The following is a 14,570-nucleotide window of genomic DNA, read 5'->3' as shown; positions in this document are numbered from 1 at the left end:
CGGACCCGGGGGGTGAAGGGTCCGTGCCACGTCCGGCCGGCTGTCACAGTGAGGCGGCCGACCCGCGGGCGACGCACCGGATGACCGGGCCCCCTACGCGTCGCCCGGGTCAGACGGCCGGCCGGACCTCCACACCCATCCCGAGCGACGGGGCCTGACTTCGAGGGGAACGCCGGTGATCAACCACGTCTGGATGACGCGTCTCGACGACGACCTGTACGACGGCCTGGGATCAGCTGTCGACCTGGTCGCGCTCCAGCAGAAGACGCAGATCCTCGGCCTCGGGCGCTCCGAGCCTGCCGAACAGGTCGTGGGCACGCTCGAGGCAGTCCCTGCCACGCCCGACCCTGCCGAGACCGTTGAGCGCCTTGCCTAACACCCACAGCGCCTGCGCCTCGCCGTACGGGTGGCTGATCTCCCGGCTCACGGTGAGCGCCTGTTCCGCGTGACGGGCCGCGTCCGTGAAGCGTCCCGCGTTGATGAACGTCTCGGCCAGCCGGGAGCAGACCCGCTGTTCCCAGACCCGCTGCCTGCTCGCCCTGAAGAAGGCGAGGCACTCGGCGTGGTGGTGGACCGCCTCGTTCAGCCGGCCGACCCGCGACAGGATCATCCCCAGGTGGTAGCGGGCCCTGGCGGTGCCCGCGCTGGAGCCCATCTCGATGAACAGGGCCAGCCCCTGCTCGGCGGCGGCGATCGCCTCCTTCGGCTGCTCCAGGAACAGGTGGTCGCGGGCGGAGTAGCTGAGCGTCAGGGCCTCCCCGCCCCGCGCCCCGACCTCCCTGAACGCCTCGCGCGCCGAGCCGAACCAGGCCAGGGCCTCCTCGTGGCGGCGGCGCCGCCCGGCCACGACGGCCAGCGCGTTGAGCACCTCGCCGGTGACGATGCGGTCGCCTCCGGCCGACAGCTCCAGCGACGTACGGAACTCCTCCTCCGCCTCGGCCAGCCGGTTGGCGCCGAACAGCACCCGCCCGAGCACGTAGCGGCAGCGCAGCTCGCTGGAGACGGCGCCGATCCGCCGCGCGACGGCCAGCATCTCCCGCGTCCGGCTCTCGAACTCCCGGACGTGGCTCCCCGACTCCAGCAGCGGCTCCATGGCGAGCAGCAGGTCGGCTCCCGGCAGCAGCTCGTCGGCCTTGTCCGCGCAGGTCACCTGGGCGATCGACGCGAACAGCGACTCCGCCTCCACCGAGAGCCAGGCCACCGCCTCGTCGGCGGAGGCGAAGGCGTGACCGGTCCCGGTGACTCCCAGCCGGTCGGCCATCGTGCTGCCCTCGTAGGCGAGGCGGTGCGCCGAGCGCGCGGACGCCAGGTAGAAGTCGAGCAACCGGCGCAGTGCCGCCTCGCCCTCCCCGCCGATGGTCACGCTCACACCGGACCCGCGCCGCTCTCCCCGCTTCGTCTCGCCCGCGGCGCAGCTCTCCTCCGTCGCGTTCTCGGTCCGTTCCGCGACGCGGCGGGCGAAGAGTTTGAGCAGGTCGTGGAAGCGGTAACGGCCGGGAGCGGGGGCTTCGAGCAGGCTGGTGTCCACCAGGGACTCGAGGACGTCCTCGGTGTCCATCGGGTCCAGCGCGAGCAGCGCGGCGGCGGCCCCGATCGAGATGTCCGGACCCCCGGGCAGGGAGAGCAGCCGGAACGCGCGGGCCTGGGCGGGGTTGAGCTGGCCGTACCCGAGGGCGAAGGTCGCCTCCACCGCGAGGTTGCCCACGCGCATCTCGTCCAGGCGGCGGCGCTCGTCGGCCAGCCGGGGCACCAGGGAGGCGACCGTCCAGGCCGGCCTGGCGGCCAGGCGCGCCGCCACGATCCGCACCGCGAGCGGCAGGAAACCGCAGGCGGCGACCACGTCCATGGCGGCGGCGCGCTCGGCCTCCACCCTCTCCACTCCGGCGACGATGCCGAACAGCGCGAGGGCCTCGTCCGGCTCCATGACGTCCAGGTCGATCAGCCTGGCCGAGGCCAGGTCGGCGAGCTTGCCCCGGCTGGTCACGATCGCCGCGCACCCGGCCGAGCCGGGGAGCAGCTGGCTCACCTGGGCGGCGTCGCGGGCGTTGTCCAGCAGCACGAGCATCCGCCGGTCGGCCAGGATCGAGCGGAACAGCGCCGACCGCTCGGCCAGGCCGTCGGGGATGGCGTCGGCGGGCAGGCCGAGCCCGCGGAGGAAGGCCGCCAGCGCCGACTCGGGCGCGGTCGGCTCCTCGCCGTACCCGCGCAGGTCGGCGTAGAGCTGGCCGTCGGGGAACAGGTCGTGCATGGCGTGGGCGACGTGTACGGCCAGGGCCGTCTTGCCCACGCCGCCGATACCGGAGATGGCCGCCACCGGCACGCCCTCGGAGCCGTCCTGGGCCGACAGCAGCGTGCGCAGCCGCGCGATGATCTGGCGGCGGCCGGTGAAGTCGTTCACGGCGGCGGGAAGCTGCGCCGGTCGCGGCAGCTCCGGGCTCGCCGCCGCCTGCGCCTCCGGCGTCCTCGCGGCCTCCGGGTCCGCCTCCTGGGGGGAGCCCTCCCGCGCGGACGCCTCCGCGGCCTCGGCGGCCCTGCCGACCCCGGCGGGCGCGGCGGGCGCGAGCCGCGCCGGCGGGCCGGCCGGGGCCGGCGTGAGGGCCGGGTCGCCGGTGAGGATGCGCTGGTGCATGCTCGTCAGGTCGGAGCCCGGCTCGATGCCCAGCTCCTCGATCAGCGTGGCGCGGGTGTCGGCGAAGGCCGCCAGCGCCTCCGCCCTGCGCCCGCACCGGTAGTAGGCCAGCATCAGCTGGGCCCGGAGCCGCTCGCGCAGCGGGTGGTCGCCGGTCAGCGCGATCAGCTCGGACAGGACGTCGGCGTGCCTGCCCAGCTCCAGGTCCAGGTCCATCAGGACCTCGATCACGCTCATCCGGCGCTCGGCGAGCCGCCCGCGCTGGTGTTCGGCGTACGGGCCGACGGCCCCGGCGAGAGGCTCGCCGGTGTGGAGCGCCAGGCTCGCGCGCAGGCTCTCCGCGGCCCGGGCCAGATCGCCCTCGCGGCGCGCGGTCTCCGCCTCCTGAAGGCCGCGCTCGAAGACGAGCAGGTCGAGGGAGCCGCCGTTCAGCCGCAGCGCGTACCCCCTGCCCACGGAGGTGAGCAGCTCGGGACGGGTGCGCGGCGACCTGCCGGGCTCCAGCACGGCGCGCAGCCGCGAGACGTAGGTACGCAGGGCGCCGAGCGCGCGGGGCGGGGCGTCCTCCCCCCAGATCGCGTCGATCATCTCGGCCGGCGTGACCGCCCGGCCCTCCCTCAGCAGGAGCATCGCCAGGATGGAACGTTGCAGCGGGGTGCCCAGATCGAGCTCGGAACCGTCGCGCCATGCCTGGACAGGACCGAGCACCGCGAACCGCAGTCCGTCTTCGCTGCCCTGAACAGCCATTTCTTGAATCTCCGCCCAATGGGAAGTTTTATGGCCAAATGATAGATCCTCCCTTGCTTACCCCGTAGGTAGAGGCTTGCTTGTTCGCCGAGACGTTGATTGCACGTCAATCGGCTGTTGAGCCGTGCCCCCAATGCTGGTGTCGTCGGGCATGGCCCCATACGGGGGCGGCCATGCCCGACATGTCAGTGGATTGCAGGCGTGGATAAAGGCGCGGTAAGTGCGATGCAGGGACCCGGGCCTATCAATGAGCCATGGCTCCTTCGGAAGCCGGGAGCCGCACCCCTCAAGGAGAGAACCACCATGCGCCGCTCGATCACCAAACTTCTCGGTCTCGCCGCCGCCACCGCCGTCATCGCGATCGGCGTCCCCGCCCTCGCCACTCCCGCCTCCGCCGCCACCCTCACCGCCTCGAGCGGGTACGACGAGGAGCCCTGGGGCTACTACTACTCCAAGTACTACGACGACTCCCGCGCCGCTGCCAGGGGCACCGTGTGGGTCGACGACGACGACCGCCTCCACATCCAGGGCAGGCTCTACGACAAGTACTCGCCGGGCCGGCTCTGCGGCTACGTCCAGTTCAAGTTCGAGACCCACGAAGGCGACGAGAACTACACCTGGGCCCGCAAGTGCGGCACCAGCGGCTACCAGCGCTTCCACTACGTCGCGGACGAGATCGACAACCTGCAGGTCAGGGTCTGCTACTGGGACAGGCACCACGCCAAGAAGACGCTGTGCGGTAAGTGGCGCTACATCTACGAGGTCGAGTCCGACGAGGAGTGACCCCGGGGCCCGGTGGATCCGGTGGATCCGTCCGGTGGCCGTACCGGTGGTGCCGGCAGACGGGCATCCTCCCCTCAACCGCGATCTCCGTTCGACCCGCTGACCACGCGAGCCGCGATTCGCGTGCGACATCGGGCGAACACCGGGCCCGCCCGAAACTTCGGGCGGGCCTTTTGTTCCATTAAGTAATTAGAATACTGTTTTTGACGCTATGTGCTTTCTGTGTAATTTCTAGCTGTTTATCCTTTTGGTCGTTCACCGTTCCTCGTATTACCGCACGCAGGTGTCCGTCTCACGCGGCCTCGGCCAGGCCCATCCGCGCGTGCATCCGTTCTCGGACGACCGGCCATTCGTCACTCAGGATGGAGTAGTACGCGGTATCTCGGACCGTGTCGTCGGCGCCTCGGCTCTCCGCCCGCCGCACACCGTCGAGGTGCGCGCCGAGGGCTTCGATGGCGGCCCGGGAGCGTACGTTCCGTATATCGGCCTTGAGGGTGATGCGGTGGACCTGCCAGGTCTCGAAGGCGAGGGAGAGCATCAGATACTTGCTCTCGCGGTTGACGCCGGTTCCCTGCGCGGAGGCGGAGAGCCAGGTGTAACCGATGTCCGCCACGGACGGGACATCGCCCACCGCCCCACGGGCGCCCGGCGGCCAGGGCATGGGGCCCTGCCAGTACTCCAGGTTCATGAGACGGGTGGCACCGACCACGCGATCGGTGTGAAGCCACCGGATGGCGAAGGGCATCGTGCGGCCCTCCGCCTGCTCAGCCAGAGCGGCCTCCACGTAGGAGACCATCTCGTCCCGGCCATGGGGGACGCGAGTGAAGGCGTAGGTAGAACGGTCTTCACTCGCCGCGGCGACGAGATCGTCGACGACCGCGAGGCTGAGCGGTTCCAGGCGCACGAGGCGCCCGGACAAGGTGACAAAAGCGGGCATGAGCACATAATGAGGGCTCTTTCCCCTGCCTGATACCAAACGACACGAGACATCTTGGTGAGCATCGAGGAACGCACGTGGCCCGCGGGTCTTCGGGGTAAGAGATACCAGGTCAGAGCCGCTGACGCCACCCCGGAGACCTCCGCCGCCCGAGCGGGCCCGGCGGGGTGCGATCACCCCGCAGCGGGGCCCGCGACGAGCGGGACGCGCGCGGGGGGCGTGGGTGCTCCCCGCCCCGCGATCAGGCCGGTCAGCGCCTCGCTCAGATGGTCCAGCGAGGCCGAGATCCAGGGCAGCGCCAGGGGGTCGGGAGCGTCGAGCGCGGCCAGCCGCAGCCGCGTCGTCTCGCCGTACAGGAGGCTGGTCGCCACCCGCACCCGCAGGGCCGCCGGGTCGTCGCCGAAGGCGTGGCCGGGGAGCACCCCGACGCCGTGCCGGTCGAGCAGGCAGGCGGCCAGGTCGGCGGAGGACGCGAAGTCGAGCCCGGTGAAGTCGGGGTAGAGGTAGAAACCACCCCGCGGCGCGTCCACCCGCACGCCCGCGCGGACGAATCGCTCGTACACCGCCCGCGCCACCGCGCCGTGCAGCTCGCGGCTCCGGCTCACCCGCTCGACGAGCTCCGGCGGCTCGGTGTAGGCGTACGCCGCCGCCTGCTGGACCGGCGCGGCGGGGCTGGACCAGATCTCGCTCGCCACCGCCAGGAGCCGGTCGCGCAGGGCCGGTGACGGGAGCCGGGCCACGCCGATCCGCCAGCCGCCCAGGGCGAGGCTCTTGCTGAGCCCGCTGGTGATCACGGTTCGCTCGGGAGCCACGTCGGCGGGACTGAGGAAACCGGTGTCCGGGGAGTGGGCCAGGTCGCGGTAGATCTCGTCGGAGATGATCGTCAGGTCGAGTTCACGGGCGACCTCGGCGATCCGCCGGATCGTGGCCGCCCCGGCCAGCGTGCCGCTGGGGTTGTCGGGAAGCGTGACCAGCAGCGAGCGCACGTCGCGCCCCTGGGCGCGGGCGCGCCTGACCACCGCCGTCACGCGCTCGGGATCCGGCACCCCACCCTCGCCGGGGGGCGTCGGAACGAGCAGGGAGCGCGCCCCGACCAGCTCGGCCTGGGCGGCGTAGCTGACCCAGCTCGGCATCGGCAGCACGATGTCGCCGCCGATCGCCGGCAGCAGGCCGTACAGCAGGGGCTTGCTCCCGGGGCCGCAGACCACCAGGTCGGGGTCGGTGGGCAGGCCGCGCCGCGACCAGTAGCCGGAGGCCGCCTCGCGCAGCGCGGGCGCGCCGGCGACGGGCCCGTAGCCGTTGAGCCCGGACGCGGCGCCCAGCCGCTCGCTCAGGGCCGGATGCACGGGCAGGCCGGCCTCGCCGAAGGCCAGGTGCAGCACGCGCTCACCGGCGCGCCGTCTTCGCTCGATGTCCTCGTTGGCCGCCAGGGTGGCGGAAAGTGTGACGCTCATCGCGGGATCCCTACCTCGTCGTGGAAAGCGCGGAACGCGCTGCGGGGAAGTGCGGAATGTGTCGTGGAGAAGTGCGGATCGTGCCGGGGAGAAGTGCGGGCCGTTCGCGGGCAGGACGGACCGCCGCGGAACAGCGCGGGCCGTTGTGGAACGCCTTCCAGCCTGGTGGGATAGGGGCATCAGGACAAGCTTCGGTTGTCGTGGGTGGGCGTAAGGAAAACTGATGCTTGATTTACGGAGACTCGTCCTGATCTGTGAGTTCGCTCGCCGGGGCAGCATCGCGGCCACCGCGACCTCCCTCGGTTACAGCCCCTCGGCGGTCTCGCAGCAGCTGGCCGCTCTGGAGCGCCAGGCGGGCGCCGTGCTGATCGACAGGACCGCCAGGAGCGCGGAGCTGACCGACGCGGGGCGGCGCCTGGTCGAGCACGCCGAGCGCATCCTGGCCATGGTGGAGAGCGCCGAGTCCGACCTGTCGGCCCAGGCCGCGACCCCGTCGGGGCGGGTCACCGTGACCGCCTTCCCGACCGCCGCGGTGGCCTTCGCGCCCGCGCTGGCCAGGACGCTGCGCCGGCACGGTGAGCTCACCCTGCGGATGGGACAGTGCCGCTCGGGGCGCGGGATGCGCGAGGTGCAGTCGGGCGAGGTGGACATCGCCCTGATCGACGACTGGCACGGCCGGATGCGCGAGCCCGACACCGTGCGGGTCTTCCCGCTGCTGCACGATCCGCTGGTGCTCGTAGTGCCGCGCAGGCACCGGCTCGCCTCCCCCGACGTCCCGGTCGACCTGTGGGAGCTGCGCGACGAGCCTTGGATGGCCACCCCGGACGGCGAGCCCTCCCGGCTGGCGGTGGACCGGCTGATGGCCGACGTCGGCGGTCACCGGCCGGTGCCCTGGGAGTTCGAGGGACTGGGCACGATCATCGGCCTGGTCGCCAAGGGCATCGGCATCGCGGCCGTCCCCGCCCTGGCACTGGCCAGCGGGGTCCGCGGCATCGCCGTCCGCCGGTTCCCCGGGCCACCGGTGGGCCGGGTCGTGCACGCCGTCGCCCGATCGTCCAGCGTCCACCGCCCCGCCGTCTCCGTCACGCTCCGGGCCGTCCACGTCGCCGCCCGGCTCCTCGCCGCCGACCTGGAGGGGGTCGAACCGGCCTCCCGGGAACGCCCGGAGGCTCAGCCGGAGTTCGAAGCCCCGGATGAGGTGACGACCGAAGGCCCGTATCGGGATGATGACGCCTGACCGGGGCGGTGTTCCGTCGGGACGGCGTCCGGAGGCTCGCGGCCCGGTAACGTCGGCACGTGCCTCCCACCTACGCGCTTGAGCGGTTGCTGAACGACGGCGGTTCCAAACTGGTCGCCGGGGTGGACGAGGTCGGGCGCGGAGCCTGGGCCGGTCCGGTGGCGGTCTGCGCCGTGGTCACCGACCTGTCGGAACCGCCCGCCGGGCTCACCGACTCGAAGCTGCTCACCCCCGCCCGCCGCGCCGCCATGGTCTCCGAGATCACCGCCTGGGCGGCCGGGATCGGGTACGGCGAGGCGTCCCACGAGGAGATCGACGCGCTCGGGATGACCGAGGCCCTGCGCAGGGCGGCCAGGAGGGCGCTGGCCGGGCTTCCCGTCCGGCCCGACGTGGTCGTCCTGGACGGGAAGCACGACTATCTGGGCGCGCCCTGGCCGGTCAGGTGCGAGGTCAAGGGCGACCTTTCCTGCGTCTCGGTGGCCGCGGCCTCCGTGATCGCCAAGGTTCGGCGGGACACCTACATGGCCTCGCTGGGTTTCGAGGAGTACGGGTTCGCCGACAACGCGGGCTACCCCTCACCGGTCCACCAGGCGGCTCTGGCCGCCCTCGGCCCGACGGAGCATCACCGCCTGTCCTGGTCCTATCTGGACGACCTTCCCCGGTGGCGCCACCTCAAGAGGCATCGCAACCCGCTGGCCGGAGAGGGCCAACTCGGACTTTTCGGACCGCAATGAGACCGGTCCTGAGACCGGGACGAAACCGGGGAAGGCGGTCCGCCTCGGAGCGAGGCCGTCAGCAGTCGACCAGCTCGGGCGTCTGGTTGAGGATCTGTGACCTGGCGGTGACGAACTCCGCGTGGGCGCCGGTGGCGGACGGGTCGAAGACGGCGACCCGGTGGCAGTTCTGGAAGGCCAGCCTCACCCCGAAGTGGCGCTCCAGGGCACCGCGCATGGCGTCGCTGGCGAGAGCGCGCAGGAGTTGGCCACGAGCGGCCTCGTCCGGCGGGGGCACCGTGTTGTCGGCGAACTCGGCACCGGTGTGCTCGCGCTCCTTGACCAGGTCGCTGATGAGCGACCAGGCGTATGGAAGGGAGTCTCTGACACAGGTGACGAATGCCGCGTCCTCCACCTCACCGGCCTTGGCCTGGTCGAGAAGATCGTTCGAAACGGTCAGCGACATGCTGCGTTCTCCTCACAGAAGGGGATTCATCAGACACTAGGTCGGGCCTACGGATCGCTCCATCTAGCGGGAGAGCGACACTCGCGTGGGCCCGAAGACGAAGCCGGGATCGATCTGGGCCGCCAGATCCTCGCCGGTGGCCCTGTTCGCCCAGGCCTCCGCGTTGCGGAGGTGGAACTGCACGGCCTGGCGCCCGAAGCGGAACCAGTCCTTCTCCTGGGCGTCGAGATGGTCGAGAATCATGCCCAGAGCCCGGGAGTTGGCCGGTTCGAGGTCCCGGAGGGTGAAGGGGCGACCCTGCTCCATCGCGCGGATCGCCGCGGAGTGCTCCAGGCAGACCAGCAGGTCGTCGCCGACCTGGTCGCGCAGGAACGCCACGTCTCCCGGACCGTGGATCTTGTTGCCCACCACCGCGACCGGCACGCCGTAGTCGGCGGCGTAGTCGCGGTACTGCCGGTAGACGCTCACGCCCTGGCGGGTCGGCTCGGCCACCAGGAAGGTCATGTCGAAGCGGGTGAACAACCCCGAGGCGAAGGAGTCGGCCCCGGCCGTCATGTCGACCACGACGTACTCGCCCGCGCCGTCGAGCAGGTGGTTCAGATAGAGCTCCACGGCGCCGACCTTGGAGTGGTAGCACGCCACCCCCAGGTCGTCCTCGCTGAACGGCCCGGTGACCATGAGCCGGGGCCCCTCGGGCGTGGCGGCGGAGAATCGGGTGTGGATCGGGTCGTCCTGCTCGTCGAGGCGGAGCAGCCGCGAGCCGGACCCCGGCGGGGTGGTCTTGACCATCGCGGAAGCCGATGAGATGCGGGGGTTGTCGCCCCGCAGGTATTCCTTGATCTCGGTCAGGTGCGAGCCCATCGGCCTCGGCAGCGCACCCTCGCCCAACCCCAGCGCCATGCCCAGGTGCTGGTTGATGTCGGCGTCGACGGCCACGACGGGGCCGCCCCGGCTCGCGGTGTATCTCGCGAAGAGCGCCGACAGGGTCGTCTTGCCGCTGCCGCCCTTGCCAACGAACGCCACCCTCATAACGACGATCCAATCTGATTATGAAAATCATTTCAATACTTCTGGGGGCCCATCATGCCACGACGGGTGGGGGCGCGGGGCGCATATCGCGAGGAGAAGGAGAGACGCTCTCGTGTCGCGAATGCGGATAAAAGTAATCTTTCAGAACAGGAACGGATGAAAGGGGCGAGAGAAAACACCTGCCATGTCATGACCGGTGACAAAGATCCGCTGTTACCGCTTCGAGGTCTCCTGTGCGGAATCGGCGGCCCTCTTGGCGATCGGCGGGGCGGATGTTTACCACCGGCGCCGGTGAGATCCGGCCGGTCCGGGTATCCCACCCCGAGTCGGTTGATCTTGACCCCCTGCAAGATCGTGGACAAGGGTCAGCAAGGGGCTTTGGTGGTACGTATCGGTACCTGGTCGCGTCGCGTTTCCGCGCGGCGGGTTCCTGAACAGCGGTTTTCCGCACGAAGGGTCTCCGGGCGGCGGTTTCCCGCGCGGAGGGTCCCCGATCGGCGGCTTTCCTGGCGGTTGGTCTCCGGACGGCGGGCCGGTGGGTTCGCCGCGTGCGGGGTCGCGCTCGCGGTGCTCGTGACGCCGGCGCCCGTTCTCGCCGCGTCCGGGACGGGTGGGGCGGAGACGTCCTCGCCGTCCTCGCCGTCCTCGCCGTCCTCGCCGTCCGTCCGGACGAAGGCCGAAACTCCCTCGACGACGGCCGCGGACGGAAAGTCCCCGTCGGTTCCGGTGGTGAGGGGGAGGTCTTCGCCCGTGGCGGTGGTCAGGGGGAAGCCTTCGGCGGTGACGACGACGGTGACGAAAAAGGGAAGGCCCTCGCCCGCGTCCGTGACGGGAAAGCGGGTCGCGCGGGGCGCCGCCGACGACGAGGGCCGTTCGACGGCAAGGGCCGGAGAATCGGCGGGTGGCGAGTCGGAGGTCGAGGAGTCGGTGGGTGGTGAGCCGGGGGTCGAGGAGTCGGTGGGTGGTGAGCCGGGGGTCGAGGAGCCGGCGGGTGGCGAGTCGGCGGGTGGTGAGTCGGGGGTCGAGATCACCAAGACGGCCTCGCCCATCCTCGCCAAGCCCGGCCAGAAGGTCACCTACACCATCAGACTTCGCAACACCGGTGATACCGGTCGGTCGAACTTCACCTTCACCGACGACCTGTCTGGCCTGCTCGACGACGCGCACTTCGACCACGACCAGTCGGCCACCTCGGGGACGGTCTCCTTCACCGCGCCCGAGGTGACCTGGACCGGTGACGTGGCAGCCGGTCAGACGGTGACGGTCACCTACGGCGTCACGGTGGACGACCCTCCGGCGGGGGACCTGCGCCTCTCCGGCGAGCTGGTCGGTCCCGAGGGGTCCAACTGCGCGGCCGGCTCCGCCGATCCCGCCTGCGGGAACCTCGGCGCGCCCGGCCTGCCGCTGCTGTACGTCCTCATGACCGCCGACAGGGAGACCGCGGCTCCCGGCCAGGTGGTCACCTACACGATCACCGTCGGCAACGTCGGCAACGCCGTCTATCCGGGGGCCACGCTCACCGGAGACCTCTCCCGGGTCCTCGACGACGCGGCCTACAACGGCGACGCGCGGGTCACGAGAGGCACCGTCTCGTACGGCGCGCCGAGGCTGGCCTGGACCGGCGACATCCCGGTGGCCGAGACGGTCACGATCACCTACAGCGTGACCGTCGGCACCCCGGCCACCGGGGACGGGGTGCTGGACAGCGCCGTCCAGGCTCCCGGGGGCGGGACGAACTGCCCGAACCCGGCACCGTGGTCCGCCAGGCTCGCCGCTCCCGTTCCCGGCGCGGGTCTCGGCTGCGCGCAGCGGGTCGCCGTCGAGGGGACGGCGAGCACCGGGGCGCCCGCACCCGAGGCGTCCGAGCCGGGTGACGTCGTGGTGGACGCGAAGCCCGGGTCCGGCTGCCCGGCGGGGTCGGCCGGCCCCGGCTGCGAGAGGCGGCCGGTGGAGACCGTTCCCGCCCCGGCGGCCGCCGACGGCTCCGCCCCGGCATCCGAGACCGTCCCCGACCCGGCATCCGACACGGCGCCCGACCCGGATTCCGCGCCGATTCCCGCTCCCGGCTCGGTACCCGAGCCCGCGCCGGTTCCCGGTCCTGCACAGGCGCCCGCCTCCCCCTCGGGGGGAACGCCTGCTCCCCGCCCGGAGCGGACGCCGGTGCCCGCGCGGGTGCCGGGGCCGCCCTCCGACCCGTCGTGCGTGCCGGGGCGGGGACGGTCCTTCTCGGTCCCCTGTCCCGCCGGTTGGTCTCGCGTGGAGCCGGCCGGTCCCTCGCTGCCGTTCACGGGCCTGCCGTTCTGGCCGGTCCTGGCGGGACTCCTGCTCTTCGGCCTCGGTCTGGCCCCGCGGCTGGGTGCCCGGCGAGGGAGGCCCTAGCCGGGCTCTCGGCGCGCCGGATCAGACCGGCTGGACCCGACGGCGTCGACGGAGCAGGAACGCGCCGGTGACCAGCCCCGCGACGGCGGCGGAGGCCAGCGAGGCCGGCAGGACCCAGTCGGCCGGCTTCTCCGGCGCGGCCACGGTGTTGATGTCCGTGGCGCAGACCAGCACGGGTCCGGTGGCGCTCCTGCGGGCGCAGGCCGTCGTCGCCAGGTTCTGCACCGCGGCCCCCGCGACCGCGCCGACCCGGGCGCTCACGTGGACGACGGCGTCCTTCTGGGGCGGGACGTTCACCGTCCACGCCACCTCGCCCTGCTTCACCCGCCCTCCGGCGTCGGCCTTCACGAAGGTCATCGACGGCGGCAGGGACTGCACCAGGAGGACGCGCCTCAGCTGGGCCGTCCCCTGGTTGCTGATGCGGAGCGTGTACGTGTTCTCCGCGCCCGGAGCGGTCTCCCTCGCCCCGTCGTCGAGGGAGATGGAGACCGAGGGGACCGGATCGGCCCAGGCGAGGGGCCATCCAAGAGCGGGTACGGCGATTGCGGCGAGCAGACCCACGCTCGCCAGATGACGTTTCATCCTCGAACCTCCATGGTGACGCTAAGTAATCACTCCATAACAGCATTCCGACCCTCGTGGGTGCTCTCAACGCGCCGGACACGCCGAGCGCGTTGTCCGCCGGTTCGCCGGCCTGTCGGGTCGACAGCCCGTCAGCCCACCGGTTCGTCGGCCCGCCGGGTCGTCAGTGGCAGGCGGAGTCGAGGATGACGGCGTTCGTCTCGGCGCGTTCGCCCGCGTTCCTCCGGTTCCCGGCCTGCAGCGCGGGCACGGAACGGGGCGGGGCGGGCGGCGCCGCCAGGGTGGCGATGACCTCGCGCCTGATCAGGTGGTAGTCGGGCGCGCCCGAGTAGATCAGCGGGGGGACGAACTGGAGGCTCCTGATCCTGGAGTCCTTCACCTTCTCCGCCAGCTCGACCAGGTCGGGCAGCAGCTGTCGCGGGATGTCGGTGGAGATCGCGTCGACGGCGGCGGTGGCCAGTTTCTCGAAGCTCTGGAAGACCGCCATCGGATCGGCCTGTTTGGCGACGGCGTTCAGCAGGCACTTCTGGCGGCCCATCCGCACGTAGTCGTCGCTGTCGGTGCGGGACCTGCCGTACCAGAGCGCCTCCTCGCCCGAGAGTTTCCGCCTGCCCGCCTCGATGAGGCCCTCGTTCTGCCTGCCGTACACGATGGGGTCCTTGATGCGGACCCGCACGCCGCCTATCGCGTCGACGATTTCTATGAAACCCCTCATGTCGACCATCGCGTAATAGGGGATGTCGAGCCCGAGGATGCCGCTGATCGTCCTTTTCAGGAGTGTCGGGCCGCGGTGCCGCTTGTTCTGCCGGGGAACCATCTCGGGGTAGTCCTCGGCGTACTGGTAGACCTCGTTGAGCAGGCCCGGCGTGTACGGCGGCTCGCCCTGGAAGCCGTAGGGGAAGCGGTCGCGGGCCGGGCCGGGCGGCATCGGGACGTCCTCCAGATTCCTGGGCAGGCCGAACAGCACGGTGTCTCCGGTCCGGGTGTCGACGCTGGCCACGGTCATGCTGTCGGTGCGTACGCCGACCCGGTTGGCCGCCGCGTCCGCGCCGACGAGCAGGATGTTGAGCCGGTCCACGCCCTTCCACGGGTCCACCGGGATCGGCGTGACACTTTCGGCGAACACCGAGGTCACCACGTTGTGGGAGACGTAGGCCAGCCGGGCCGCGTAGACCATGGGAGAGATCACCAGCACGCACAGCACGCCGATGGCGGCGGCCGAGAGGTACTCGGCCGCGGGGGGCGCCGCCTCCGGCCGTACCAGCAGGTAGGAGCGGATGATCACGGCGACGGCCACCGTGGCGACCAGCATCGCGGTGAGCGCGAAGACCCAGAGCCAGGCCGGTTGCACGGCGAGGGAGAGCAGGGAGGGCCCGGCGGTCAGCACGGCGGTCGCGGCGGCTCCGGCGAGGGTGAGCTCGATGCCCATCAGGAAGGCGCCGGTCAGGCGGCGGCCCACCCAGATGTGGGCCAGGCCCCACAGAACAGCCGATCCCAGCGTCAGTGCCAGGCTCGATCCGACGCCTGTTCGCCCCGTATTGCCTGCCATAGCCGTGACATCTCCTGTCCGTCAGCCCAATACGTCGCAGGTTAGTAACGGTTTTCGGTTGAATC

General features: G+C 71.5%; 11 protein-coding genes. 4 read left to right on the top strand and 7 right to left on the bottom strand.

Going from position 1 to position 14,570, the window contains the following annotated elements; genetic code table 11:
- Nucleotides 1-232: 232 nt before the first annotated feature.
- Nucleotides 233-3,376: an AfsR/SARP family transcriptional regulator gene (locus ACTOQ1_RS25825; RefSeq protein ID WP_440070610.1), complete on the bottom strand. Its 3,144-nt coding sequence runs from the start codon at nucleotides 3,374-3,376 to the stop codon at nucleotides 233-235.
- 303 nt (nucleotides 3,377-3,679) lie between these two features.
- On the opposite strand from ACTOQ1_RS25825, the gene ACTOQ1_RS25820 reads away from it, so the two are divergent.
- Nucleotides 3,680-4,159 carry a hypothetical protein gene (locus tag ACTOQ1_RS25820; RefSeq protein ID WP_440070609.1) on the top strand — a complete coding sequence of 160 codons (480 nt, stop codon included), beginning with the start codon at nucleotides 3,680-3,682 and terminating at the stop codon, nucleotides 4,157-4,159.
- Nucleotides 4,160-4,451: 292 nt separating this feature from the next.
- On the opposite strand, the gene ACTOQ1_RS25815 is transcribed toward ACTOQ1_RS25820, so the two are convergent.
- Nucleotides 4,452-5,096: a GNAT family N-acetyltransferase gene (locus tag ACTOQ1_RS25815; protein WP_440070608.1), complete on the bottom strand. Its 645-nt coding sequence runs from the start codon at nucleotides 5,094-5,096 to the stop codon at nucleotides 4,452-4,454.
- A 173-nt stretch (nucleotides 5,097-5,269) separates the two neighbouring features.
- The gene (locus ACTOQ1_RS25810; RefSeq protein WP_440070607.1) at nucleotides 5,270-6,550 is read right to left on the bottom strand and encodes a pyridoxal phosphate-dependent aminotransferase; all 1,281 of its coding nucleotides are present in this window, start codon (nucleotides 6,548-6,550) and stop codon (nucleotides 5,270-5,272) included.
- A gap of 223 nt (nucleotides 6,551-6,773) precedes the next feature.
- On the opposite strand from ACTOQ1_RS25810, the gene ACTOQ1_RS25805 reads away from it, so the two are divergent.
- Entirely contained in the window at nucleotides 6,774-7,787 is a 1,014-nt protein-coding gene (locus tag ACTOQ1_RS25805) for a LysR family transcriptional regulator (protein WP_440070606.1), read from the top strand.
- Between the two features lie 59 nt (nucleotides 7,788-7,846).
- Nucleotides 7,847-8,521, top strand: a complete 675-nt coding sequence (locus tag ACTOQ1_RS25800; RefSeq protein ID WP_440070605.1) for a ribonuclease HII — start codon at nucleotides 7,847-7,849, stop codon at nucleotides 8,519-8,521.
- A 58-nt stretch (nucleotides 8,522-8,579) separates the two neighbouring features.
- On the opposite strand, the gene ACTOQ1_RS25795 is transcribed toward ACTOQ1_RS25800, so the two are convergent.
- Together ACTOQ1_RS25795 and ACTOQ1_RS25790 are read right to left on the bottom strand one after the other, a co-directional pair.
- On the bottom strand, nucleotides 8,580-8,966 hold the full coding sequence (locus ACTOQ1_RS25795) for an SCO5389 family protein (protein ID WP_362687966.1): 387 nt from the start codon (nucleotides 8,964-8,966) through the stop codon (nucleotides 8,580-8,582).
- 63 nt (nucleotides 8,967-9,029) lie between these two features.
- Nucleotides 9,030-9,995, bottom strand: coding sequence for a nucleotide-binding protein (locus ACTOQ1_RS25790; protein WP_440070604.1), 966 nt, complete (start codon nucleotides 9,993-9,995; stop codon nucleotides 9,030-9,032).
- Nucleotides 9,996-10,820: 825 nt separating this feature from the next.
- Between ACTOQ1_RS25790 and ACTOQ1_RS25785 the strand changes: the two genes are divergently transcribed.
- The gene (locus tag ACTOQ1_RS25785; protein ID WP_440070603.1) at nucleotides 10,821-12,374 is read left to right on the top strand and encodes a hypothetical protein; all 1,554 of its coding nucleotides are present in this window, start codon (nucleotides 10,821-10,823) and stop codon (nucleotides 12,372-12,374) included.
- 21 nt (nucleotides 12,375-12,395) lie between these two features.
- Here the strand turns inward: ACTOQ1_RS25785 and ACTOQ1_RS25780 are convergent, their stop codons facing one another.
- Together ACTOQ1_RS25780 and ACTOQ1_RS25775 are read right to left on the bottom strand one after the other, a co-directional pair.
- Nucleotides 12,396-12,956, bottom strand: coding sequence for a hypothetical protein (locus tag ACTOQ1_RS25780; RefSeq protein ID WP_440070602.1), 561 nt, complete (start codon nucleotides 12,954-12,956; stop codon nucleotides 12,396-12,398).
- A gap of 163 nt (nucleotides 12,957-13,119) precedes the next feature.
- On the bottom strand, nucleotides 13,120-14,505 hold the full coding sequence (locus tag ACTOQ1_RS25775; protein ID WP_440070601.1) for an LCP family protein: 1,386 nt from the start codon (nucleotides 14,503-14,505) through the stop codon (nucleotides 13,120-13,122).
- Nucleotides 14,506-14,570 lie beyond the last annotated feature (65 nt).

The organism is Streptosporangium sp. OZ121 (assembly GCF_051918885.1).
GTDB lineage: Bacteria > Actinomycetota > Actinomycetes > Streptosporangiales > Streptosporangiaceae > Streptosporangium.
Note: the sequence above shows the minus strand (reverse complement) of the source record. Positions and strands in the feature narration are given on the sequence as shown.